Raw genomic sequence first — 25,234 nt, forward strand, 5'->3', positions numbered from 1 at the left:
TTTACTTCTTTGTATAAAAAGCTTCAATTGGAGTATTCATTTAAATTTGGCGCATTTCTGATTAAGTATAGTTAAAAGACTACACCGCTTATAGTGAGCGTTGTCATTTCTTTTGTCATATGACAAAATGGATATTTTTACATAAAAACCCCTCATTTAAAAACTGGCGAACCATGGTTATAGAGACCACAATCCGCCTGCTTTCTTGGGAATTTAATTATTATCAATAAAAGAAATGATTTGCACGAGATTACCTGCGACTTGGTAAGTTAACCCCAGCATGTAAGTTCCTTTCTCCTCGTTTGATAGGTCAATAGTGAACACATCCGGATTAGCAGCCCATTCCTTCATATCAAACACAATTTCTTTAGATGTTCTAGTGTTTCTTACTCCAGCCGAATTAGGGATCACTTTGCTGCCATCGAGCCCTTTCACCAGATTGGCCACTTCAACTACAGGTCCCTTAAATTCTCCTACCTCTACCATTTGTGGGTCGGCCAATAAGCTCGTTAGTTTAGTTAATCCTTGTAATGGGGAGAAATCTGTAATCTCATTTCCAGTAATATCAAGTGTCTCTAGGTTCTTCGCGTACTGCAAACCTTCCAAGGATCTGGCTCTTCTGGTTTCGCTAGTTAACGTTGTAAGGTTATACATATCACCTAATGTTAATTCTCCAGTTACGCCCAATGTAGTCTTGATCGAAGCACTTAAATACGGGTCCGCCACAGTAATTACTTGCGTAAGATCTATTTGGACCAAACCTTCGGTTGCTTGTTGCAACGCTGCTACAGCTTCGTCTACTTCACTTTGCGTAACAGAAGAGTTAGCCAACACTGTCTCTGCTATCGAGAGGCTGGACGTAAATGCCGCGATGCTCTCAGGTGTGAAGCCTTCTAGAGAAATTGCTTTAGCCGCTGCAATCGCCTGTTCGAGATCTCTAGTGAATAAGTGATCTCCATTAGCGAAATGTAGTTTGGCTCCACCCCATGCAGCATGGTCAGATCCGTTGCCATTTCCCCCGTCTGTGACGACTAATTTCAGTTCTTTTGCTTCATTAATATCCAATTCGATGAATTTCTGCGGATCTCTCGAACCCATGACCCCACTATCGAATTTCTTCTCTCCATCGACAAACACCTCAAAGCTCACCGAACCAACAGAACCGTACATTTGTCTATCTACACCTACATAGGAAGTGAAATAGTCCGCGTTTTTGTCGCTTAGATTGTATACAATCGTCGAGTTAGAGTGCGCTCCAATTCCTCTTTCATAGGACACTACCTGATTGTTCTCATCTGTTAATCTCAGCGTATTTGCACTAATAGATTTATCCTTCAAAGGTGCAGTATAGCTGTTCTGAGTAGAATTCCAGTCGTAATCCGTCAGATACGTAAAGTCCGTCATGTCTACTACGGCTATAGTTCTAATCTTCGTGGTCGTATTTCCATCACTATCTGTTACTGTGTAAGTGATTGGATACTTTCCGGCCCGGTTGAATTTAACTTGCGCTTGGCCTGTGACCTTCACTTGAGCCGTCAAGTCACCGTCTTCCGAATCCATTGCCGAATAGCTTTCACTGATATCAATCGCTTGACCCACTTTGGTTGAGACAGATTTAGGTATGGTAAGCTCTGGTGTATTGTTCAAGATCATAAACTTCGCATCAGCAAAATCACCGTGATCTGAAGCATTTCCGTTACCTGCATTATCTAACACCAGCTTCAATTCACTTACATCCTTAACAGGTATCCGCGCAAGCTTGGCCTCTGTACCAAATTTCATCAGTCCGCTGTTATAAACCTCTGCCCCATCGGCAAAGATTTTGAAAATTACACTGGAGTTGCTTTGCTCAGGGATATTTCTATCAACCCCTACATACGTTTCAAAATATTCATAGTTTGCACCCGCCAGATTATACACGATTTCAGAGCTGGCATGGGTTCCTAAGCCCTTAGCGAACTCTTTGACCTCGCCATTTACCAGCAGCTTAATCGGATTGTTAGAGCTAGCCTTATCTTTTCGAACCACATTATAATCCGTTTTTGCCGATTGCCAATCTATATCACTCAGGTATTTACTAGCGCTGTATACAACAATCTTTCTGGCCTGCACAGCGGAGTTCCCATCTGAGTCTGTAACTGAAAATTCGACGTTGTAAGTCCCTGTTTTGCTTGATGTGAATCCATTTGAATGCACTTCAACGGCTCCAATTAAGTTACCATCTTCCGTATCAAAAGCTGTTACATCGCTCAACACATCAAATTCGCTGTTCAGCTTAACGAAGGTTGTCTCTTCCGGTACTGTAATGGTAGGTTTGCTTGAATTATTCGAGAACTTCGCATCCGCCCATACCGTATGGTCTGAAGCATTGCCATCCTTAGCATCTGTTGTAACCAGCTTCACCTCTCTTGCGCCAGTCACAGGGATTTTCACAAATTGATGTTCTGTTCCTGCCCGGAAAACATCACTCTCAAATTTCTGTTCTCCATCCACATACACTGCAAAAGTAGCCGAGGAAGGTTTCCCTTTCATGGCTTGATCAATCCCAATGTAGCTTTCAAAGAAGTCGTAACCCTTACCTTCAATATCGTAAACTACCTCAGAGTTGGCATGAACACCAATCCCTTTCGCGTACGTCGCAGCCAACCCTTGGCGAACAAGGGTTATGATTCCTCCGGAAACGGCTTTATCTTTCTTTAATTCACCCCAGCCTACAACGACTGACTTGGCATTGAGATCGGAAATATAGGCGTAGTCGCTCGTTACCGTAACCTGTGTGGTTTTCGTTTCCGTAACCCCTTCGCTTTTCACTTCATATACAATTTCGTAGTTGCCTTTTTGCGTTACATCAACGTTATTGGCTTTCAGAGAGACATCTGCAGTAATATCGTTTCCTAGATAGTTAGCCGCTTTTACATAGCTCATCGGATCAAAGGTTTGATTAAGCTTTAAAGTGAGCTGATCTTCAACAGACAAGGCTGGCTTAAAGGCTTTAACCTGTACGGGCTTCAGTGGGTTCAGCTTTTTATCATAACCGACGATCTTGTACGTATAGTTGATACTCGCATCTACATTCTGATCCACAAATTGGTCAGTTCCTGTAAAACCAACTAACACATCATTTCTATACACTTCATATCCTAAAAAGTCTTGCTTAAGCTCTTTATCTATACTGAAACTTAACGTGTTCGTTCTAGCCGTGGTGTTAGGTGTGATATTAACCTTAATGGCCAGATTTTTATCCGCTATTCCAGTTCCCTCATAATTAATCACCGAGTTATTTAAATACCATAACTTTTGCGGTGCCGGATACTTGGCTACTTTCGCTTTTGTCTCAGGATTCACAGTGAAGCCATGTCTGGCAAAATAGCTGCTTAAGTCTAAACTCAGCACTTCGGAAGAGAACTCCACCAAATACTGCTGCTTGGAATTGTCACCGTTGGTAAGGGTGACCTTCCGCTCCCGATATAGCTTGGTCAGCTCTGTCCAGTATCCCGGATGTGCCAGCTCCAGCTGCCAATAGGCTCCGAGTTGTGCAAATAAGCCCTGCTGATTCATAACCACTTTATTTTCTTCGAGGACATATTTATAGATATCTGATTCATACGGTATACGATTATCTATCGAATTCGCTGCGACAGACATAAACATAGACACCATATTATTAGTTACTTCGCCATATTCCCGTTCACCCATAGCCAAGCGATGCCCAATTTCGTGATTCAGTCCCCAGCCCGGATAGGCTTTATTAAAATCACCTAACATGGTTCCTACTGTTCCAAGTTGGATCCCTGTATGATCTCCCGCTGCATACATCGCACCATAAGGCTGCATCAAGCGAATATTCTCACGAATTAGCTTGGCATCATGAATCTCGCTACTGCCATCCAAGCCATAGAAGGCAAAAATGCTCTTCATCCAGGTGTCATACCCAGTTACGGTGTCCAGCGGGTTATTTCCTTGCGTAATATATTTGTTGTACGCCTCCGTCGCCGTTCCTGTGAAAATAACATGATCGCTGGCCATTTCTACCACATCTATGAGTTTACGATCTTGAACATTTGGATGAGCCGCTTTATCTTCGTCCAGTCTTTGTTTGTATGTGATTAAGAAGGTTTTGAATTGTTCTGGATCCGTGGTCTTGGTCATAAAAGGAATCTTTTCTAAACCTTCGAAGCGGATCAATGGCGCTTTCCCTTGTTCCTCAGCTGTATATGGATTGACGATATACACTGTACCGCCCTTAGTCACTTCATGTGCATAATAACTATTCGTAGCAAATTCAGGAACGGTTATAATGTTCTTACCTGGACGCAATTGCACACCTCTAGCCCAAACATTCCAAGCGGCCTCTTGTTGAGAAAAGACTAAAGAAGGTAGCTTATCGTTAGAAGCTGCGTCCACATAAACGTTGATCGTATCTCCAGGCATTGCAACGAGACCTGTAGGCTGGTTGTTCGTACCAAAACCAATTCTCAGGTTTTCCTGCGCATGCTTTTTCATATCTCCACGTTGTTCCGCCTCAATGATGGTGCCTTCGGTTTGAACTTCACCATTCACTAGCTTCTTAGCTAAATCCAAAGAATCTTTCAGGATTGGATAGAGCGGATGTACTTTTGCCGCTTCTTCTAATTCGTTGATTGCTTCGACGCTATTATAAGCAGGCACAACCGCACTCATCGTTCCATCTGTGAAAATGCCATTTACTGCTTCGCTTACTTTATCTTCTGTATAAAATCTAAATTCAGCCGCAAAAGGTCTGTTGATATTAGCTTTTGTGAACTTAAATTTTAATCTTTTAAACTTCGTCGGTTCGAATTTAAATTCCAGAAAGTCATTGGTACTAATCGCGGTTCCGCTAGATACAAGTTGGAAGGTCTCTCCTTTACTCGTCTCTGATGCATAGATTTCAAAAGCCTCTGGGAATCCTTTGCGGTTATCTCTAGCTAAAAAAGCTACTCTGTCCAGCACCTCCGCTTGCGCTAGTTCAAACACAACTTCATTCGTGAAGCTTGCATCATTGTTTTTGTTCGTTTCCCAATGCGTAGTGGGCTGGTCATCCAGCATATATTCAGGCTTCGTACCTGAGTAGCTTCCACCGTTCACCGTTACTTTTGATACGTTTGCATTCGGCATTCTATAAGCTTGGCTATAGGCATTTTCATAGGCTGTTCCATACCCTTTTAGCTTCGAAACCTTGGCTACCGTTGCCTCTACCTGATGGTTCTCCAAAAGGATCTTTGCATTCTCTATCTCTTCTTTAAACTGCGCATACAGTGGATGTGCCTGCACTTCATTCTCTAAAGCTGTTAATTTCTCTGTCGTATTAAAGGCAGCACTAACTTGGCTCAAGGTATCATCTGTAAATAATTTTTTCATTTTAGCAGAGACACTATCCTCTTTATAAAAAGAAAACTCAGCCGCACTCGCCCAATCTTGGTTCGCTTTTTTGAAGACAAATTTAAGTCTCTTAAAAGTCGTAGGTGCGAACTGAATCTCCACTACATCACCGGTTGAGCCTGTATATTCTCCAGAAGACACGAGCGTAAAATCACCCGCATCGGTAGTGGAGCCGTAGATATCAAATTCTTGAGCAAAACCTTTACCTTTCGCACCGGATTGCCTAGCCGCGTATACCATTCTATTTAATTCAGTGGACTCATTGAAAACAAATACAATCTCATTCGTAAACGTTGAACTATTCGGTTTGCCAGTCTCCCAATGCGTGCTCATATCCCCATCCATAGCCTTAGCTATAGGCGAGCCTGAGTAGTTGCCACCGTTATTTGTGATGGATTTAATATTTGCTGGATTCATTCTAAAAACCTCATTATAGGCATTTAGAGCATCCTTGCCGTACAGCTCAAACGGAATAACCGAGGCGTTGCTTAATAAGTTAACCTTACTTTGCGCCACTGTTTTTGTTACATTTACCTTGCTTACCTCACTTGCTAAAGCATAACCTGCCTCACTTGAAAAACTGGCCAATATGGCCGCCGATGTAGCGATCGCAATCATTTTCTTCATCTTTTCTTACCCCCAGATGTCATATGAATCTCTCCAGTGCCCAAAAATGGGCACAAAAAAAACTACCCCAAAAGAGTAGCTTGATTGCGTATAAAGTCGCCTAAAAATTAAGACTTAATTTTTATTAAACCTTAACAAGCATAAACGCCTTCGGCGTCCTTATAAGGACGGTAAGCGTTTAAGCGAGAAATATAAGATATTAAGTATAGGTGTATAACTTATACTTTCTTATATTTTAACAAAAAGCGTTACACACTCTTTGGCAGCTGGCTGACAATAGTTATGATAACCTTAGTCCCTTTAGCTTTGCGTCCCTACATTTCCATAGGTTTGCCTATGAAGTTTCGAATACATTCAAAGAGTAACATAAGCCTAGATCGGATCGCATGATTAATTGGTATGAAATGAATATAGGTAATTGCAATTAGTTTTTCTTATGTGATAGATATTATTTATCGACCATCCCGGAAGAGAAGGGCATCCTTTAGGACTGTAGGTCTACTTAACTCCCCGATCCAAACAAACGCCGGAACCAATTCCACACATCGCCCGTGATGGGAATTAATCCGAAACCATGTTCGCCAACTGCGATTACACCATATGCCCATTGTCCGATAGCTATGGCACCCCCAGCGATCCTGCCTATCGCTATCGCACCAAACGCCGTATCCCCTATGGCGATGGCCCCCAACGCTTTTTCCGCGATTGCGATCGCTCCTACAGCCACGCCTGCAATCGCAATCGCTCCCACTGCGAAGCCAAGCCAGCTAAGTGCTATTGCTCCGATCGCTAACCACATTCCCAGTGATATTGCTCCTAAGGATAATACGCCCACGCTTATCGCACCTATGGAAATCAAGCCAACAGCTACATCTCCAATAGCGATTAATCCAACGGCTGTCTTCACACGGGGTTTACCTCCACGGCCATACGCTTGACCTGAGTATCGCCCTAGATTACTGCGAATACTGATGACCGGAAATGAAGGAGAAGGCCATTGATAATCAATCTCTCGTCCATCAAAGCCCCTAGAATCCGCCCAGCGCGTTACAAATTGATGCCATTTCATATCCATCCCGTCCCCCTTTTCAAATTACCTAAATTATACAACCGCGGGGGTTGGCTGTACTCAGACTCTGACCTGAAATTCATCTCATCCTCTGGACGGATATATACTCATTAGGATTACTGTTTGGGAATAGGATCAGGCTTTCCAAATAAATATCCCTGAAACAACTGATAACCACTCTGCTTAAGCCATTCAAAGTCCTCTCTAAACTCCACACCTTCTGCTAAAGGAACGGATTGGATTTCTAAAGCTTTTTCTAAAAATTGCTTTGCTATTTTCTGTTTGTTCAGATCGCTGGACACACCCTGAACATATTTCATATCCAGCTTCATGTAATGGGGTTTAAGCTCCAATAACATCTCGATCGTGCTGAAGCCCTCACCAACATCATCTAAAGCGTATTCAAATCCCCGATCCTTGTAATATGTCAAAATAGCTTTCAAATGAGCGAGATCATCCACTTTCTCCGTCTCAACAACTTCAAAGACAAAAAGAGAAGGATCGACGCCTAATTGATTGGCCAGTTCAACGGTTGATCTTAAGCAGAACTCTGGAGCGTAGATCGACGTTGGGATAAAATTAATAAACGTTTTTTTATTTAAGGGTGCAGCATATTTTACAGCCGTCATTCTACATAACCGGTCTAAAGCATATAAACGCCCACGATTCCTTGCCGCCGCAAAAATCTCATTAGGATAGATAAGAGATCCGTCTTCTTTTTTAAATCTGGATAGGAGCTCGTATGCAAAAATCTCTTCCCTTACGTTCACAATCGGTTGGAAGTAGCAAGTAACAAGACCCTTAGTGATAACCTCATCAATCCACTCCATATCAAGTACAGTGGGTAATTCGGATAGAGGTCTCCATGTTTGGTCATCTATACGGAATTCAACCTGCTCCGACTCCATATGGTCATTACAGAAATCCAGAAAATCCCGCACCCCAGCCTCCTTAATTGTAATCACATTTTCTTCCACCTTATGTATCGTATTACTTCTACTCAAGTGATGAATAACCTCAGGTAAAACCCTAAGATTAAGCTCACCATGAGCCTTGATTTCAAAATTCAGATCTCTTACTACACAATGATTACAAGCCACATTCATAACCCCTTTAATAATCGATTCTCTGAATCCCGGAACGGCTCTTCTCAATCGAAATCCGTATACTCCAGTAAATACGCCGGGTCTAACACGGTGATCTGCTGATGTTGAATCTCAATAATCTTTTGTTCTTGCAGATCTTTAAGCACAAGGGTAGCCGTCTCCCTTAACGTTCCGATCATATCACGCGCTCTCGCATCATGAAATTTCATTTCATGTAATAACCGATTCGATAAAAATAAACGGTCCATTTGCAGCAGCATCAATTGCTCCTTAATCAACGGGTAATCGGCAAACATCTGCTTAAAAGGCTCATGTTTAATCTCAAATAATACAGTATCATTCATAGCCACCGCAGACAGCACTCTTATATTGGAGGGATGGATCACTTCCAGATCGCCATAATCCCCGAATAGATAATGTAGGCATGATCCACATTCCATAGTTTTGTATGCCAACATACTGATAATAAATCATCATCCTGTTATATTCTATCGTAACGTTGTCACATAGGCTTGATGCCAATACGATTTACAAAGGAGATCCATTCATGAAATTCCGAATTCCCTTTTACAGCTTGAACGATTAGAGAAACTGGATCTCAGATGGAATCACAGCTTGAAGGGAACAGACATTTTAGAGCAATTAGAGCAAAGAGGATGTATCGTTTATAAATAACAAAAAAAGCCTCCAATTAAAGAAGCTTTTCACTCAAATCCATAATATGCGTAACGCGATTTCTCCCCTGTTCTTTAGAAACGTAAAGCGCTTGATCAGCTTTTTCCAGAAGAGTGATGTCTGTATCGGTTGCTTCAAAGGTAGCTATGCCAATGCTTACCGTAATGCTGCCAATCTCCCAAGTGGAGCTGGCTATGAATTGCCGCAAATTGTCCGCTATTGCCGTGGCATCCGATGAATCTGTATTAGGCAGCAAAAGGATAAACTCCTCACCACCATACCTAGCTACGATATCTTCTTTACGAGATTGGGACTTCAGGACACTCGCCAATTTCTCCAGGACATAATCACCCATCTGATGACCGTAGCTATCATTCACATTTTTAAAGTGATCAATATCTAGAATACATAATGAAAAAGGCGCCTGATCACGTTGATACGCTGCAATCTGTTCTTCCAGCTTTTCTTGCAGGAACCTTCTATTCTTTAATCCAGTAAGCTTGTCTGTAGTAGATAGCTCTACTAAAACGGCATTCATCTCCAGTAATTCAGCTTGCTTTTGCTCGATTTCCAGGTGGATTTGTTTGAGCTTTGCCAGCGCCTGATCTTTTTCCCAATACGCCTCTTCTATTTGCTTCTTCGCAGATCGTAACTCTAGCTCATAATCAATACGTTTGCCCATCTGTACGAGAATACAATCAATGACCTCTACACCTTCACACTCAAGGCGTCTGCCATTTAACAAGTAAGGCACGGCTTGCCCCTTGCTGTCCTTCAAATTGATAAATAGCTCTTCTACATGTCCATTCAGATTGATAAAAGGATAGAAGTATGAATGAAAAATAAGCTTGTTGGCCGTAGACATGATAGATTCAAAATGTTTATTCACCAAATCAACCTGCTGATATCCCATCCCATCCAAAAAGGTTTGATTCACATCGAGGATCATTCCTTCATGGGTAATGGAAACATATCCGCATGGCGCATATTTTAACCGGTCATCCATTGTCTAAATATCCTTTCAACACCATAATCTTCTCCATCTCACCCAAGATACTCATTAATCAAAGTAATGGTCTCCTGCGGATGGCTAATATGTGGATAATGGCCCTTGGCCTCCATTAACCGGAACGTACTATTATTCATGTGTCTATGTAAATATTCTCCTACTTCTATAGGAACGATACTATCATCCGAGCATTGCAATATGAGTGTAGGCACTGTCGCTTTAGGCAGATCTTCTCGATGATCCGAAAAAAATGTAACTTCCGCAAATTCTCTAGCGATAATAGGGTCGGCCGAAATAAAGCTTCGTTCCAGCTGTTTAGTCAACATTGGGTCAGGATTATTCATCGCAAGTGGAGCCATAAAGCTAGCCCAGCCCGCGAAATTCATCTCCATCATATCCAGAAGCTCAGTAATATCACTTTTTTCGAAGCCCCCGAAATAAGCATCTCCCTCATTTAAATAACGTGGGGAAGGTCCGATCATAATCATTTTATTAAAATAATCCGGCCGCTCGATTGAAGCAAGCAAACCGATCATAGAGCTAATAGAATGGCCTATAAAAATAAGATCCTTGAGTTCAAATGTTTCGATAACATCTAGTACATCCTGTACATAACCATGGAGAGTATGATATTTATCCGATGTATATGCGCTTAAATCTGAATGGCCTGAGCCTACATAATCAAATAGAACGATTCGATACTTTTTCTCAAATGACGGCGTGATAAACTGCCACATGCTTTGATCACACCCAAATCCATGCGCAAAAAGGATAGTTTTTTCTCCTGCTCCAATGACTTTTACATGATTCCGCACCATAACATCGTTCATTTCATATAACTCCTCTATAGTTAGCATTCTCTCTATTTTGCAGGGTTCCCCTGGAAATATCAAGCGTAGAAAAAACTCCGCTAGATTAATCTCTAGCGGAGTTTTATGTAGCCTCCCGTTTGGGTCATCATTTGGCAAAATGGTAGCGTGCTGGGGCACCCCTGCGTTCAATCCGATAACATTTTGCCCCAAAAAATTGGTTAGAGGACCCAGAAGACCTTAAATGCGCCATTATTCCACATTTGAATTGCTATCGGACTCCACTGCAGCTATTGGCGCGAAAACACAAAATATGGGCCGATTTATATGAAATAGCGTCTCTGGAGTCCGAATCCCTTCTCAAAAGGCTGAAAATTTGCGAATAACGTCATCTGGGTCCGTAAGACTCCTTGGATAAACTGTTGAGGCAGAGGTAGACAACCAACATTTAGAATGCAGAAGTCCAACCCGCATCAGCAGCGATGATAGCTCCGTTTACAAAACTGGAATCATCCGAAGCCAGGAATAACGCAACTTGTGCGATTTCTTCAGGTGTACCTACACGAGGGATCACAGCCTGTGTTAATTGCGTACGGCTCACGCCGAATTCATTTATATTTTTCATTGAAGCACTGATGTTTGTGGCAGTAGCTCCTGGTGCGATAGCATTACAACGAATCCCTTTGTTGGCATACATAAAAGCTGTGTTTTTCGTCAAGCCTACTACAGCATGTTTAGAGGCAGTATAAGTTGCTCCCGCATGGGCACCACTTACGCCACCTGTAGAAGCGGTATTAACGATAACCCCTTTTCCTTTTTCCAGAAAAATAGGCAGCGCTTTACGAGTGGACCGCATTACACTTTTGGTATTGATATCAAAGATAAGATCCCATCGTTCATCTGTAATATCACCAACTGGCTCAAAGCCATCCATAATCCCTGCGTTATTCACTAAAATATCTAGCGTGCCATATTCTTTTACAGCGGTATCAATCATGCTATCAATATCTCCAACCAGGGCAACATTTACTTTCAGTGCCTTAGCTACTCCACCGTTACTATTGATCCCTGCGGCTACTTGTTCAGCACCTTCTAGGTTCAGATCGGCTACAATCACTTTTGCCCCTTCTTTAGCATACAACTCTGCGATAGATTTCCCCATACCCGATGCCGCCCCAGTAACCACTGCAACTCTGTCTTGAAGTTTCATGTTGGAAGTCTCCTTTACGTTTATCTATAATGTAAATATCAATATATAAAATCTCTTTAACGCTTAAAATTTATACTACTCAAGTTTAATCCTCTAAAATTTAACTATCAATATACAAATGGGACACCAAATGTTCATAAATATATATAACGTGGGATTCTGTTCAAATAGGATTAGAAAATAGACAGTTAGGTGGTCTTCTGTTGCTTAAAAATAATCGGAGAACTAGCAAATCGCGTAAAGAGCTTAAAAACGCATTGATATTACTCATGGAAAAAAAGAATTTCCGCACCATTACGATAACCGATATCGTTACTCTTGCCGATTTAAACCGCGGAACCTTCTATAAACATTATCAAACCAAAGAAGAACTTCTAAATGAGCTAATTGATGATGTGTTGGAGGATTTAATTAAGGCTTATAAAGAACCCTATCTTCATACCGATAAATTTATAGTTAGTGAGCTGACCACCTCGAGCATCAAGATTTTTGAACATGTGGTCTCTTACTCTAATTTTTATACCATCATTATAAATTCCAATGTTCTGCCAGGGTTCCAAAATAGGATTTGCGACCTCTTAAAGGAGCTCACCAAGCGGGACTTAGTCGCAGTTAATAACACTAATACCAATGTAAATATCGAATTGTTTTCCAGTTATACCGCCTATGCTCTATTTGGATTAATCATAGAGTGGGTAAAAGGCGGATTTAAATATACAGCTAACCATATGGCAGAGCAGCTGATTGAAATTCTGTCTTTTAATTCACATAATGTGATCATCAACACTTCAAATCAACCGATTAAACAGAATTCCATCCCTGTTAACGGCGACTAATTTATCTCAAACTAAAAAAAGCCACTCCAAAATGCTGGAGTGGCTTTTGAATGCAATTTATAACCTAAGGTCTTCTGTTTCCACCACCACCGCCACCTGGACCTTGATTAGTGTTTGCGGTTGTTACTCCGGATTCATTTAGCCAAGTTACGCTGCTTGTAATTTCGAACGCTACTACTTTTGTTCCTCCTGTATATTCACCATCCGTATACAGTCCGTTCGCTTCACTACCGGTCGAGGTACCTCCCGAGTAGAGGGTGTAAGAACCGCCGTCCTTCAGATCCGGTGAACTAATCACCACCGTTTGGTAGCTCTTCGAAGGAGCAAAGGTCAGGATCGAGTTACCTTCGCTGTCCTCTAGATGAACCAATGTTCCAGCCTCCTGGGTCTGAGGGAAGGTCATGCTGACTGCATGTTGGCTAGAGGTGTCAGACGGTGCTTGTGCCATGCCCGAACTTCCCGCAGCCACTAAAGTTCCTCCACTCTGTTCAAAGCTACCGTCGAAATCAAGTGCACCGTTACCGCTATTGGTAGGTCCATTAACAATAACCGTGCCACCCGACATTGTGATGGAGCCGTTCGAATCCAGCCCGTCACCTGAAGCATCGACCGTTAGTGTTCCTCCACTAATCGTTAGCATATTGCTAGCAGAATCGCTGAATTGATCCTGCTCCTGAGGGCCGCCGCCTACAGTCGCCTCATCGTTACCTCCTGCTACATTCACTCCATCATCAGAAGCAACCACATGAGCTTCGCCACCGGAAATCTCGATGTTTGCTCCTTCAATCCCTTCGTAGCTCTTCGTAATATCAATTTTACCACCAGATATCGCCACCAAAGCATCCGCATGGATTCCATCGTCGCCAGTTTTGATGTTGAATTCTCCATCAGCTATAGCAATGTTACTGTTGCTGTGCACTGCATCATCAGCAGAATCGATGGTAAAGGTTCCGTTGTTTACGCTAATATCTCCTCCAGCCTTCAAACCTTTAGTACTTGGTATTTCCGATTCTGTAGTTGTTGCCGTTGTTGTCGTTGTTGATGCTTCCGTTGTTGGTATCTCCGGTTTTGTTTCTGGCATCGTCTCTGGTTTGGTTTCAGATGTTGAGGTTCCTGTTGTTCCTGTTGTTCCTGGTGCTTGATCCCCTGTTCCCTGACCTCGGCCACCTCTCATGCCCATACCTTGCCCTTGATCACCTGTTTTCACTTCACCCTTCTCGTTGCCCCCACCCGTAACTAAGGTGTATGTTCCGCCCTCTATTACAAGTGAAGTCTCAGCTTGAATTCCATCATTACCAGCCGTAATATCAAATGTTCCTGCTGCTATTGCTATGAAGCCTTTGTCCGTCTCAGTATCGTTGGTTGATTTCATTCCATCGCCTTCTGCCGTTATGCTGATATTTCCGTCTTGTACAGCGACAAGATCTTTACCTACAATCCCGTCATCGGCAGCCTTAATTTCAATAGTGCCACCCATAATTTTTAGATCGTCCTTGCTCGTAATTCCGTCATTATAGTTAGCGGAAACAGACAGCTTCCCGGTCCCATTAATCGTTAAATCCGCTTTACTGAAGATAGCCGCACTCGGTTCATCTGTAGTTTCATCGGCATACACGTAAGTTGCTCCATCAGATACGGAGTTCTCCGTCCCGTCTTCCAAGGTAATGATCACTTTCCCCGCTTCTTTAATATCAATTGCTGCACTATCGCTGTTCGTGATGTTCACACCGTTCAGTACCAAGTGCACAGCACCTTCATCCTGATTATTAACTACAATCTGTCCATCACTCAGCTTACCAGACAGCACATAAGTTCCTGCTGCAGTAATTGTCACTGAGCCATCCTTGGACTCAGCCCCGGTGCCGTCAACAAGCGCACTTGTTCCAGCCAAAGCAATTTCCGTCGATTGGTCAGCCGTCCAAGTTGTATTAGAATCCTCTTCATCGAACGTCACCAGATCGGACAATTTGGCGCTTGCCAGTTGTACTCCCGTAGCAGCCCCATTCTGAGTTATCGTTGTTCCCGAGGCTGCTACTGTACCCGCCGCCGCTTCAGACTGTGTTGTTGTGGCATTGGTACTGCAAGCCGACATAAGTAATGCACACAATAGCAAGATTCCTACTTTACTTCCGGTTATATATTTATCCATTTTTCATCCATCCTTTCGTTATCTTAATAGTCATTAGCAGTTGGAGTCATGGTCAGAGACAGGTCTAAATTACCGTTCCGGGTACGAATCGCATCCAAAAATTCCTTCTGGTTTACAGCCTCACCCAGCGTTACAGCGTAGACCAGTTCATATAAACTGCCAAGCTCAGTCGTTCTAATCTTTTTAAGCTCATACCCAACGTTATATTTATTGAATACTTCAGCGAAGGCTTCCTCATATCCCAGACTCTCCGGGATGGTTACCTTTAATGTTTTTTGCGACGTTGTTCTTACACCAAAGTTAGTCCGGTTAAGGATAAACATAAGGGCGCATAGGATAAGTGTGAAAAAAACTGCATATCCAAAGGAACCCACTCCACAGGCAAGTCCAGAAGCCATGGTGAACAGAACAAATGTGATATCCTTCGGATCGCCCGGCGCACTTCTAAACCGAATGATGGAGAACGCCCCGGCAAGACTGAAAGCTCTGGCAACATTACTTCCGATAAGCAAAATGATGATGGCCACAATTACGGGCAGCAGTACCATTGTTAGTGTGAAGCTTTGCGAATAGCCGCTTGCATTGGTCTTCATATAGGTGTAGCTAATGATCCCGCCAAGAGCAATAGCTATAAAAATAGTTAGCAGTGCGTTGGTAAACGTTAACTCTGTACTAGTTGCTACGGTAAATAATGAATCAAGCATAGAGGGCACTCTCCCGTTCTGTTTTACTGTTCTTCAGCATTTTTTTATATTCGTTGCCGTACTTGGAGAAGCTTGTACGGTACATTTGATGCTCTGAGAGCATTTTGGCCAGCCAGACCGGAATCGTGTTCTCAGCCTTTACTTCCATAAGCCACTGCCCCGGCTCCAGCAAGGGTTCGCCATGAACACCGTGCTCCATCTTCAGATCGTACCGGCGGCTGCGAATATTTGTATCGAATGTAATTCTTAGATCGCGATTGTTTTTACAGAACAACGCTTTTCGGTCATAAGACAGATACACCTTGGGCTGCAAATCATAGCGTGTCAGAAAATATTTGATCTCTTCAATCACCTGTTTATTCATGTAATCCTTGAATTCCGGTTCCATGCCGGTGGCGACAAAATCATAAGCCTCGTTTAATTTGAGCGACGTTCTTCTTTTATTAACAAGACCAAATACCTTCTTCTTGATTTCCAGATACACCTTCGTATCTTGATTTGGAACACCGTAAGCTCTTAAACGAAGCTTCTCTTTGTACTTGGGCTTCGCAAGACTGTTACGAATCAGGGTGTTGTGCTCCGTGTCATAATATAAGTTGGTTATGGAGTAAAACTCATGTTGCTTGTTGAAATCGTCTAGTTCCATGTATTCAAGCAATTGGTTATAAAATTTATAGTAGGCTTCGTTGTCCAACAAATATTTGTTCTCATAACGGTTGAATACCTCAATCGCCATATGTGATCAATCCTTTCTGTTTATCGTTGTCTCGTGTGCTTATGAATGTATCTTAGATCCCAAACCTTTAATGAATCTTAAATGGTTTTACAAATTATTGATTATCTTTTACATTCCCTTAATAGTTGGAGAAGACCGCTGACGACTTTAACAGGTGTACATCGTAACTGCGGTGATGTTGGACTTCCGGCCGCTGTTGTCTGCAGATTTCTTGATTTCAAACTGCTGTTCGCAGTCACTTCTATCTCAACCTTCATTAAGGTTCAATAAAGGTAATCCTGATATAATGACCTCAATAACAAATACTGGTTCTATGTAGGGGATGGCAAAACCATGAGAATATTAATAGTAGAAGACGAGCTTCATCTCGCTGAAGCCTTAACTCAAATATTAAAAAAACATAATTATTCGGTGGATGCAGTCCATGACGGCAGGTCGGGTCTGGATTACGCACTGAGTGGAATCTATGATTTGCTGCTGCTCGACATCATGCTGCCTGAGATGGATGGGGTCAGCGTCCTCAAGACGCTGCGGAAAAAGGGGATACCCACTCCCGTTATCCTGCTTACCGCAAAGGGTGAAATTACAGATATGGTCACTGGGCTGGACTATGGAGCTGACGATTATATCGCCAAACCTTTTTCCTCGGAGATCTTATTGGCAAGAATAAGGGCTGTACTAAGACGTAAAGGCGAGGTGATACCGGATGATGCTTTAAAGTTCGGGGATATTGAACTGAATACATCCAATCTGAAGCTTACCGTGGGTGGCAAAGAGATCAAGCTCAATCTAAAGGAATGCGAGCTATTGGAGCTTCTGATCTTGAGGAAACAAGCTGTAACCTCCAAAGAACAAATTATTGAGAAGCTGTGGGGCTTTGATTCAGATGCTGAGCACAATAATGTAGAGGTGTATATTTCTTTTTTGAGAAAAAAACTGACCTTCTTAAATTCGACCGTACGCATTAGTACGATCAGAAACGTAGGGTATGTATTAGAGGTGACGACCTGATGTTCACGAAGCTCAGAAATCGGTTTCTTATTGTTAACTTAGTCACCATCTCGGTGATCATGCTTGTGGCCTTCATCTCCATATATGTAATTACGTACCGAGATGTCCAAAACGATATTCAGATGGATCTTCACAGAATCATGGAAAACTACAAGTCTCCCGGTGGTGACACAGGACGATTAGGCAATACCAAAGGGGGAGCCACGTTACCACGTGTGGATAATAAACGTACGGATAACGGAACACCTCCTCCAGAACGCTCAATCTCATTTATGCTGAAAATAGATACAGCGTCCAACCTTACGGGGAAAGATTCCAAATTTAGTATGGACGATGAATTTTATAATACGGCTCTGCAAGAAGCACTAAGCACCGGTAAAGATACCGGAAGGTTCACCTTGGATAGCAGCAAATGGATCTTCAACATCCAGCATACGAATGATGGGGCGATGCTTGTATTTCTGGACATCACTGCAGAGCAAAAAATCCTCACCAATCTAATCTATACCTTCTCTGTAGTTGGCTCAGTGATGCTGATTATCTTGTACTTCGCTAGCCGCTTTTTTGCTAATCGTTCAATTGCGCCGGTAAAGGAGGCTTTTGAGAAACAGAAACAATTTATTGCGGATGCTTCCCATGAGTTAAAGACGCCGTTGACTATTATTAACACCAATGCGGATGTTCTCCTGTCCAACAGTGATGACACCATTCACAATCAGTCCAAGTGGCTGCACTATATCAAGTCGGAAACAGAAAGAATGACCAGCCTGACCAATGATCTGTTGTACCTGACCGAGATGGACGATTCCAGATCGAGAATGATTTATTCGAAATTCAATCTGAGCGACGTGGTTGAAAATATCATTTTAACGATGGAAGCTGTAATCTTTGAGAAGCATATCTCCCTTGAATATGACATCGAGCCTGATCTGACAGTGCTAGGCAATAGTGAACAGATCAAACAAGTGATTATGATCCTCTTGGACAATGCTGTAAAATATTCGAACCCTAAAGGTTCAGTCACCTTATCCCTTAAAAAACAACATAATGACATGGTGTTAGCGGTCACCAATACGGGGGAGGGCATTGCGCCGGAGCACTTAGCGAGCATCTTTGACCGATTCTACCGTACAAATGCTTCCCGGGCGCGTAAACAAGGGGGATATGGCCTAGGGCTGGCGATTGCCAAATCGATTATTGAACAGCATAAGGGAAAAATTTATGCCAAAAGTTTTGTCGGCGAGTCCACCACGTTTTACGTACATCTTTCATAACTACAAGTAAAAAAGACTCAAACCCTGTTATCTCTAAGGTTTGAGTCTTTTTATTTACTTTACACTTCGCCCCAATAAATTTCGGTCTTATAATCAAAAAACACTTGCCCACCCTGGTTATTTCGTTCAAAAATATTCCGCAGCTCGGCCATCATATTCTCATAGCTTGGATCTCCGGGGACCGGAGTGTAGGAAGACGATCGAAGCCGCCCGCTTAAGCCCTCCAAATCAAATACCTGCTGATTGCTAAAATGCGCTACTTGCATCTGTCCTTTCTTGAAAAAGGAACTAAGGATCTCAGGGGTAATGTTCTTATGATTAACTTGAGTGTAGTTCGTCCCGAAGGTCTGCAGCAGCTGCTCATATTCCTCCAGAAATGGGGTACCGTAAGTAAGCCGGGAATTCCATATCAGAATAACTTTTCCACCCGGTTTTAGAATCCGCTTGAATTCCAATTGCGTTGCGTCCCTATCAAACCAGTGAAACGCTTGGGCGCATACGATAAAGTCCATGGACTGGTCGGATAATTCTGTATGTTCAGCAGACCCCGGCGATACAGAGAAATGGTTATCCTTTGCGAAATTCTCTTCCGCAGCTCTACGCATTTCCGGATTGGGTTCAACGGCAGTCACACGACTCCCGCGCTCCAGAAGTAATGCTGAGAAGATTCCTGTTCCTGCACCAATATCAGCAATATCACAATTGGGTTGGAGCCCAATAGTATTGTACAAATAATCAATGGCTTCTCCAGGATAGCTCGGCCGATATTTCACATACGAATCCACCCGATTAGAAAATATTTCTTTGCTATTCATCCTTCGTCTCCTCCTAGGCGCTCAGGTTCATAATCACTTAATTTACCTTGGTAAACCAAACGCAGCCGATCACTTTGGCGAAAATCATCCGGAGTAACGAGTGCGGGCAGCTTATCCCATAACTTAATGCCCGACCGCTCTAGAATTTCCGCTACAAATTGCGAACAAAAATAAGAGTTGCTGAATTCGACAGGCTCCTTCAGGGCAATGCCAATTACGCCGAGAATATTATAGAGATACTTTTGACGGCTTCGGATAAAGACTTGCAAGACCCGCTCCATTTTCTCCACTTCGCGGGCTGTAACTTGAAGTTCATATAGGACACATGTTGTATTAGGGTATTTGCTGAACGTACCTGTCTTAATATCCTCCTTCACAAACCCTCCATTCAGGGGGTTGCTCGGATGCTTTCTGCCAAAGCTATACAGCTCGGAAAGCTCCCGATTAAAGGAGATCGAGGCATGATTATAGGGTGCTTTTGTATAGCCTTGAATGAGCTTCGTAAAAAGCGTCCCGGTATTCGTCAGTAATATAAAGACCGATGGATCTGCTGCCATTTACAATTTTCCCCTTATCAAGTTTGAGCGTTTCCTTCATAATAACATATGAACCCATTAATGGAATCTACTCTAGGACAAGTTGGTGATCAGTTATCGACCGCTCTTTATTAACTATAATTCTTATCTTTGCGGCCTTATCGGCCATTCACTTGATGTATGTAGTTATAGGGAAGCTACAACCAAATAAGGATTATACGGGCATTGGCTTTCGTATCAAGACGTGGTGGGGAATGCTTTTTATCTTTTGCCTAGCTACCCTATTTAATCCCGTCGTCTCTCTGCTGTCTCTCATGGTGCTCTGCTTCTTTGCACTGAAAGAGTATTTCTCTATGATGAAATCACGAAAATCCGACCGCAGGCTATTTCTGTGGGCGTACTTATCCATTCCGTTGCAGTTCTACTGGATTTATATCGAGTGGTACGGAATGTTTATTGTCTTCATCCCGGTATATGTATTCTTGCTCCTACCGCTGCCCAGAATGATTAATAAAGGCACGGTTGGTTTTATGCGTAGTGTCAGCTCCACCCAATGGGGGCTTATGCTGATGGTATTCGGACTTAGTCACTTGGCCTACTTTCAATTTGCTACACCGGAGTATGGAGCGGGGCTTGTGCTTTTTCTAGTAGTGCTAACGCAGCTCAATGATGTGGTCCACTATCTGGCATCACTCTATGTAGGAAAGCGGAAAATAGTTCCCACCGCCAATCCGTATTTGACTTGGGAGGGTTTCGCTTTTGCATTTGTCATCACGACAGGAGTTTCCTATCTAATCTATCCCTACCTGACGCCGCTCAACCCAATCTTCGGGTTATTGTCAGGCATGTTGATCAGCTTGAGCGGCTTCTTTGGCAGTTTAACGGTTTCCGTGTTAAAGCGGGATCTGCTAATCGGCGATGGCGATAAATTCGTGGCATTGAAGCAAAGCCATTTAAGCCGGATCGATAGCTTAACCTACACTTCACCGGTCTTTTTTCATGTCATTCGTTATTTTTTCGACTTCATGTAGATCATCTGATGGGGAGCATGAATCAGCCCTTCCATGAATGATTATGCAGTATCTTCACCATTTGTTCTTGCTGGCTGGCGAACTGCTTATATCGATGTCCGTTGGCGCCCGAGGGGTGGGGAAATCCCCATAAGCAGCGTTGTTTATCAAGCTCACCTGCGGACACAAGGAGTTGAAGTATACTTTCCACTGTTTTTCCTAAGGGAATAATTAAGGCCCGGCTCAGTATGTTCAGCTCCTCACGCAAGGAAGATAATGCCTGCGCCCTGAGGAATGAATTTGAAAGTAGCTTGGGCTGGGCCCCACTATAATTTTTCTTATCCACGAACACGGGAAAATGTAATAAAGAGCTGGTGTGCAGGATCGTCTGCTGCTGCTGAAATAGTTCTTCACAAGAGGTTAGGTTCAAGTGTTGATGCAGTTTAAGTGTATCTAACATATGAATTAACGTGTTCCGCATGGAGCCTGCGAATCTCGCCGCTTCCTTCGCTGTCCTACATACCTCTTCATCTGACAAACCAGCTTCCAGACTTATGATCGCTTCTTGTATCGCTATGCCCATTTGTGTGAACCCGGGCGTTAACCCTATAATGATCACCTTAGCAGAAGGATTAATGTACTCATTATGGGGGGCATAATACATTTCCACCTTGCCATTACGCTCCATTAGAAGCTTTTCCACCTGCAGATCCTCTTTAGTTAGCACTGTACCCTTCGGGAGTGAGAGGATCGCCGATTTATACTGTTGCAGATAGGTAGAGAGGAGCATATCATCTGCCTCACAGGTCTCTATTTGTTATCGAACCACTCACCAGTCGGCCTTCGTACCAGACCGCTTGGCGCTGCGCTCTTCGGGCAACTGCTTCAGCCGAACAGCTGGCATGCAGCAGCACAAAGCTAGCAGTGTCGCCAACCTTTGGCCATACCTGCTCGCCTTTTGGATCAAGGGGTGTTAATCCTCCTGTTATAAATCTGAGGGATTGAGATAATGCCAATTCATCATTGCAGCCGTACAACTCCGCGTAACGCCCTGCCTTCTCCAGTTGATCTCCATTTCCAAAAGGGGACCAGTGATCGGTAAGGCTATCTGTTGCCAGCTTCACTTTTACCCCTTGGCTGTGCAGCATCGGAAGTGGCATCATCATTCTTCCAATAGGCACTGTGGATGCAATAGTCATACCCAGTGATGCCATCCGTTTAGCTACCTCTTCTGCCTCTTGCTGCTGAGCTCCTGCGAACCAGAACGCATGACTGACCGTGACCTTTCCTTGCAAGCCAGCTTCTTCCGTCAGATCAGCTAACCGCGTCAGTGTTTTCTTTCCCGCTTCTTTTCCATCATGTAAATGAATATCAATGCCGGCATTACTCATCACTGCTAATTCCACCATCGTCTGAAGTGACTTCTCGATATCTCCATCCACCGTATAAGGATCTACTCCGCCTACAAAGGTTGCTCCCTCTGCCAGAGATTGTTTTACCAGCTGCACAGAATCCGAGCGCAGCAGGCCATGTTGCGGAAACGCCACAATTTCAGATGAAATTTTACCCGCGAATGCATTTAATGCTTGTACAGTCGCTTCTAATCGTTGCAAGCCGCTGACAGGCTCAATATTGCAATGGCTGCGCACATGTGTGGCACCAAACCCCTGAATAAGCGTCAGGATGCTCTCTGCTTGTTGTCTCGCCATGGGCAGCAGCTTAGGCAATAATACCTTCTCTTCCTCAATCCGTTCGAAAACACTGGACGCAGGCTTTACCGCTCTCCAAGGTCCATCGAAATATGTTTTATCTAAATGGATATGTGCTTCTTCGAAAGAAGGCAGCATCAACAACTCTTTACAGTCATATTTCGGGAGCTGGCTCTGAAGCTCGATGTCTGCTCCAACAACTTCTGAAATCTTATCCCCGTCAATGCGGAGATGACAAACCTTCGTATTCGTACCCGCTACTTGCCCATCCTCAATAACATAACCTTGTTCTAATCTTATATTGGTTAACCAGTAAGAAGCATTCAACATGCTACCCCATCCTTTTCTCAACAATTTATATAGGTACGGACCGCTTTACTCTAAATGTTACCATAGCCCTTGCCATATAAAAAATGATTGAGAAATTTCAATAGCTACAGATCAATCTGACCCCGATGTTTGACTCTGGATCTAGCTTCTCTACTATAATTAACTTCCTTGTTCAGCAGTTCATCTATCCGCAGACACTTCAGACCCTTTTTATCCATTTCTTTTAAGACTTCTTCTAATCCAGTGATCATATTCAAGGGCGCTTCTTCATCTGCCCACGGTGTATCTCCGCTGTCGTGTAGAACAATGATTGAGCCTGGTTTTATTTTTTTTATTAAGGCATCCTTTAATTGCTCTGCACTCAGTGACGCTTTCCAATCTCCGACCATGACAGACCACAATACGATTCGATAAGATTCTCTCAGCAAAAAGAAATCCCCTAGATTAAGAAGCCCCCAAGGTGGGCGGTAAAAGATAGGCCGCTCTCCTGTAATTCGCTCAACAATGTCTGCGGTGCGATCTACTTGCTTCCGTCTATTGGTCCAGGGGAACTGGATCCAGTTGGGTGTATGAGTATAATTATGAATGCCGATTTGGTGCCCTTCTCTGTGCATACGCTCGATCAGTTCCGGATATTGCTGCGCCTTTTTGCCCAATACGAAGAAGGTCGCTTTTATGCCATGCTCTTTTAATAGATCTAGAAGTTCAGGTGTATAACAAGGATCCGGACCGTCATCGAACGTAAACGCAATTTCTTTCTCTGCACCTACCTCCGAGTGAACCCCCCATCCCAATATTCGGGTAAGCGCAAAAGGAACGATCATATAAAAAACAATCACATCCACTGCTAAAATTATGAAGGCCCACATTAGGAAGCCGCCTCTGTCTTACGCGGGGCAAACCGCGCTTTCAAGGACTGCTTGCTAAGCACAAGCATCATGGGAGATAACTTCTCTGTGCTGTCCTCTACACGATGTTTCCCTTCCGGATGCAGCATGCGAAGTAAAAAACGAAGGTATATCCCGAACCAGTGCCGCTGCCATTTGGACTTGATAGGACGCTGCTCAAACCCTATTCCATGAATAATCCCCCGGTGAAGCAGTGTAATCCCGGTTAGCGCGTTTACTTTGCTTAGTTCCGGATTGCTGTCTAGATCGCGACTGATCTCCTTCATAGCCTCGCGAAGCATGCGTGCCGTACGAATTCCGGCCCGATCTGCGCCAAGCGTACGTGTCAGCTGCACAATCTGGCGATTGTCCAAATGAAGCTCACCCACCCAATCTCCCGGAAGTATCCGTTGCCCATCTTGGCAGACCAAACTTTCTCCGTGATATTTCAACACTACCAACTTACATATCCCATATCTACGCACGGACTGACTACGAAATTTGGTGATGACAGCAAATATGTTCTCCCACATCATCCAAAGGGATTGTGAGAATAATTTTATAAATGGAACTGAGGTTACCATCATTTTTCCTTCTTCCTGTTTAAGTTTATCTTCTAGCAAAATCCTTCACTAAACGCCGCGTATACCTGCCGATCATCTTTACCAGACTGTTTCCGAGATAAGCACCTATCCATAGAGACACTGCACCTAACAACATGAAGAAAAGTGAGATGTTAAATGTTTTATTTTCAATCCCAAATAGCGATATAGAGGACACATCTAATAAATACAGGACAGGTGACAACAAGAGAATAATAGGGGTCAAGTAAAAAAGAGTGGCACAAATGAGACTGACCATGCCGATTCCAAACTGCAACATCAACCCTAAAATCGCTCTCCAGTTATGTTCATCCAGAAACTCTGCCTTAACCCTTTCCCACAAGCTGCCTTCTTCTTGAGATCGGGTTGGGAGCGTGCGAACCGAGATATCCGTATAGACTTTAGTTCGAATTCGCTCATGCTGTAAAAAAGTCTCGGTAGAACGCAAAACATAATAAAGGATCGGGATCCCCACTAAGGTGAAGGACATCGAAACTCCAAAGGTAATGCCCACCAGATAAAAACAAAAGTAAAATAGCCCTGTGGCAAAAGTAATTAATAAGAAACAAAAATTTCTCACATGTTTCCGGATTATTTGATTCATGCTTTTCTCTCCCTCTCTGCAATAAAAATTGTTCATTTCTAAGTACCTCCTATGCTAGTGCTTTTGGTGTAAAATCGACCAGTGCCATAATGTCATATGACAAAAAAAACACCCTACTGCCTACTC

Annotated in this window: 21 protein-coding genes and 1 riboswitch; of the genes, 4 read left to right on the forward strand and 17 right to left on the reverse strand. The window is 43.2% G+C overall.

Features of this window, described 5'->3' with window-relative positions; all coding sequences use genetic code 11:
• Positions 1-213 precede the first annotated feature (213 nt).
• The 7 genes from MHI32_RS29715 to MHI32_RS29745 all read right to left on the reverse strand — a co-directional run bounded on the left by MHI32_RS29715 (position 214) and on the right by MHI32_RS29745 (position 11,905).
• Positions 214-6,027 (reverse strand): NPCBM/NEW2 domain-containing protein, encoded by a 5,814-nt coding sequence (locus MHI32_RS29715; protein WP_340011613.1) that lies wholly within the window; start codon positions 6,025-6,027, stop codon positions 214-216.
• 258 nt (positions 6,028-6,285) lie between these two features.
• Positions 6,286-6,372, reverse strand: a riboswitch (cyclic di-GMP riboswitch).
• A gap of 157 nt (positions 6,373-6,529) precedes the next feature.
• Positions 6,530-7,102 carry a hypothetical protein gene (locus MHI32_RS29720; RefSeq protein ID WP_256715745.1) on the reverse strand — a complete coding sequence of 191 codons (573 nt, stop codon included), beginning with the start codon at positions 7,100-7,102 and terminating at the stop codon, positions 6,530-6,532.
• A 110-nt stretch (positions 7,103-7,212) separates the two neighbouring features.
• Entirely contained in the window at positions 7,213-8,250 is a 1,038-nt protein-coding gene (locus MHI32_RS29725; protein WP_305953986.1) for an EAL domain-containing protein, read from the reverse strand.
• Positions 8,247-8,642 (reverse strand): helix-turn-helix domain-containing protein, encoded by a 396-nt coding sequence (locus MHI32_RS29730; protein ID WP_340011616.1) that lies wholly within the window; start codon positions 8,640-8,642, stop codon positions 8,247-8,249. The genes MHI32_RS29725 and MHI32_RS29730 overlap by 4 nt, the downstream gene beginning before the upstream one ends.
• Before the next feature lie 251 nt (positions 8,643-8,893).
• Positions 8,894-9,883 carry a sensor domain-containing diguanylate cyclase gene (locus MHI32_RS29735; RefSeq protein WP_340011617.1) on the reverse strand — a complete coding sequence of 330 codons (990 nt, stop codon included), beginning with the start codon at positions 9,881-9,883 and terminating at the stop codon, positions 8,894-8,896.
• 38 nt (positions 9,884-9,921) lie between these two features.
• Positions 9,922-10,716, reverse strand: coding sequence for an alpha/beta hydrolase (locus tag MHI32_RS29740; protein ID WP_076181841.1), 795 nt, complete (start codon positions 10,714-10,716; stop codon positions 9,922-9,924).
• A gap of 427 nt (positions 10,717-11,143) precedes the next feature.
• Positions 11,144-11,905 carry an SDR family oxidoreductase gene (locus MHI32_RS29745; RefSeq protein ID WP_076124164.1) on the reverse strand — a complete coding sequence of 254 codons (762 nt, stop codon included), beginning with the start codon at positions 11,903-11,905 and terminating at the stop codon, positions 11,144-11,146.
• A gap of 203 nt (positions 11,906-12,108) precedes the next feature.
• Here MHI32_RS29745 and MHI32_RS29750 point away from each other — a divergent pair, with 203 nt between their 5' ends.
• Positions 12,109-12,741: a TetR/AcrR family transcriptional regulator gene (locus tag MHI32_RS29750; protein WP_254847725.1), complete on the forward strand. Its 633-nt coding sequence runs from the start codon at positions 12,109-12,111 to the stop codon at positions 12,739-12,741.
• Between the two features lie 64 nt (positions 12,742-12,805).
• Here the strand turns inward: MHI32_RS29750 and MHI32_RS29755 are convergent, their stop codons facing one another.
• Genes MHI32_RS29755 through MHI32_RS29765 form a run of 3 tightly spaced genes read right to left on the reverse strand, consistent with a single transcriptional unit; the run spans position 12,806 to position 16,330 of the window.
• The gene (locus MHI32_RS29755) at positions 12,806-14,890 is read right to left on the reverse strand and encodes a carbohydrate-binding domain-containing protein (RefSeq protein WP_076309963.1); all 2,085 of its coding nucleotides are present in this window, start codon (positions 14,888-14,890) and stop codon (positions 12,806-12,808) included.
• Between the two features lie 23 nt (positions 14,891-14,913).
• Positions 14,914-15,594, reverse strand: coding sequence for a DUF4956 domain-containing protein (locus MHI32_RS29760; RefSeq protein ID WP_076124168.1), 681 nt, complete (start codon positions 15,592-15,594; stop codon positions 14,914-14,916).
• Entirely contained in the window at positions 15,587-16,330 is a 744-nt protein-coding gene (locus MHI32_RS29765) for a polyphosphate polymerase domain-containing protein (RefSeq protein WP_076105108.1), read from the reverse strand. Before MHI32_RS29765 ends, MHI32_RS29760 begins: the two co-directional genes overlap by 8 nt.
• Positions 16,331-16,663: 333 nt before the next feature.
• On the opposite strand from MHI32_RS29765, the gene MHI32_RS29770 reads away from it, so the two are divergent.
• Together MHI32_RS29770 and MHI32_RS29775 are read left to right on the forward strand one after the other, a co-directional pair.
• Positions 16,664-17,341 carry a response regulator transcription factor gene (locus tag MHI32_RS29770; protein WP_076099753.1) on the forward strand — a complete coding sequence of 226 codons (678 nt, stop codon included), beginning with the start codon at positions 16,664-16,666 and terminating at the stop codon, positions 17,339-17,341.
• On the forward strand, positions 17,341-18,615 hold the full coding sequence (locus tag MHI32_RS29775; protein ID WP_340011621.1) for a HAMP domain-containing sensor histidine kinase: 1,275 nt from the start codon (positions 17,341-17,343) through the stop codon (positions 18,613-18,615). Before MHI32_RS29770 ends, MHI32_RS29775 begins: the two co-directional genes overlap by 1 nt.
• A gap of 59 nt (positions 18,616-18,674) precedes the next feature.
• Here the strand turns inward: MHI32_RS29775 and MHI32_RS29780 are convergent, their stop codons facing one another.
• Complete coding sequence (locus MHI32_RS29780) at positions 18,675-19,430, reverse strand: class I SAM-dependent methyltransferase (protein ID WP_339188947.1); 756 nt, start codon at positions 19,428-19,430, stop codon at positions 18,675-18,677.
• Positions 19,427-19,987, reverse strand: a complete 561-nt coding sequence (locus tag MHI32_RS29785) for a hypothetical protein (RefSeq protein ID WP_076124175.1) — start codon at positions 19,985-19,987, stop codon at positions 19,427-19,429. The genes MHI32_RS29780 and MHI32_RS29785 overlap by 4 nt, the downstream gene beginning before the upstream one ends.
• A 95-nt stretch (positions 19,988-20,082) precedes the next feature.
• Between MHI32_RS29785 and MHI32_RS29790 the strand changes: the two genes are divergently transcribed.
• On the forward strand, positions 20,083-20,997 hold the full coding sequence (locus tag MHI32_RS29790) for a phosphatidate cytidylyltransferase (RefSeq protein WP_076132799.1): 915 nt from the start codon (positions 20,083-20,085) through the stop codon (positions 20,995-20,997).
• A 22-nt stretch (positions 20,998-21,019) separates the two neighbouring features.
• Here the strand turns inward: MHI32_RS29790 and MHI32_RS29795 are convergent, their stop codons facing one another.
• The 5 genes from MHI32_RS29795 to MHI32_RS29815 all read right to left on the reverse strand — a co-directional run bounded on the left by MHI32_RS29795 (position 21,020) and on the right by MHI32_RS29815 (position 25,108).
• Positions 21,020-21,679, reverse strand: coding sequence for a uracil-DNA glycosylase family protein (locus tag MHI32_RS29795; RefSeq protein WP_254848902.1), 660 nt, complete (start codon positions 21,677-21,679; stop codon positions 21,020-21,022).
• 97 nt (positions 21,680-21,776) lie between these two features.
• Positions 21,777-23,015, reverse strand: coding sequence for an amidohydrolase (locus tag MHI32_RS29800; RefSeq protein WP_076191571.1), 1,239 nt, complete (start codon positions 23,013-23,015; stop codon positions 21,777-21,779).
• 104 nt (positions 23,016-23,119) lie between these two features.
• Positions 23,120-23,884 (reverse strand): polysaccharide deacetylase family protein, encoded by a 765-nt coding sequence (locus tag MHI32_RS29805; protein WP_076179242.1) that lies wholly within the window; start codon positions 23,882-23,884, stop codon positions 23,120-23,122.
• A complete protein-coding gene (locus MHI32_RS29810) occupies positions 23,884-24,489 on the reverse strand; it encodes a polysaccharide deacetylase (RefSeq protein WP_254847726.1) in 606 nt (201 codons plus the stop codon). The genes MHI32_RS29805 and MHI32_RS29810 overlap by 1 nt, the downstream gene beginning before the upstream one ends.
• A 22-nt stretch (positions 24,490-24,511) precedes the next feature.
• Complete coding sequence (locus MHI32_RS29815; protein WP_076124185.1) at positions 24,512-25,108, reverse strand: sensor domain-containing protein; 597 nt, start codon at positions 25,106-25,108, stop codon at positions 24,512-24,514.
• Between the last annotated feature and the right edge of the window lie 126 nt (positions 25,109-25,234).

Origin of the sequence: Paenibacillus sp. FSL H7-0690, from assembly GCF_037980415.1 — a bacterium.
In the GTDB taxonomy this organism is placed as follows: Bacteria; Bacillota; Bacilli; order Paenibacillales; family Paenibacillaceae; genus Paenibacillus_AQ; species Paenibacillus_AQ odorifer.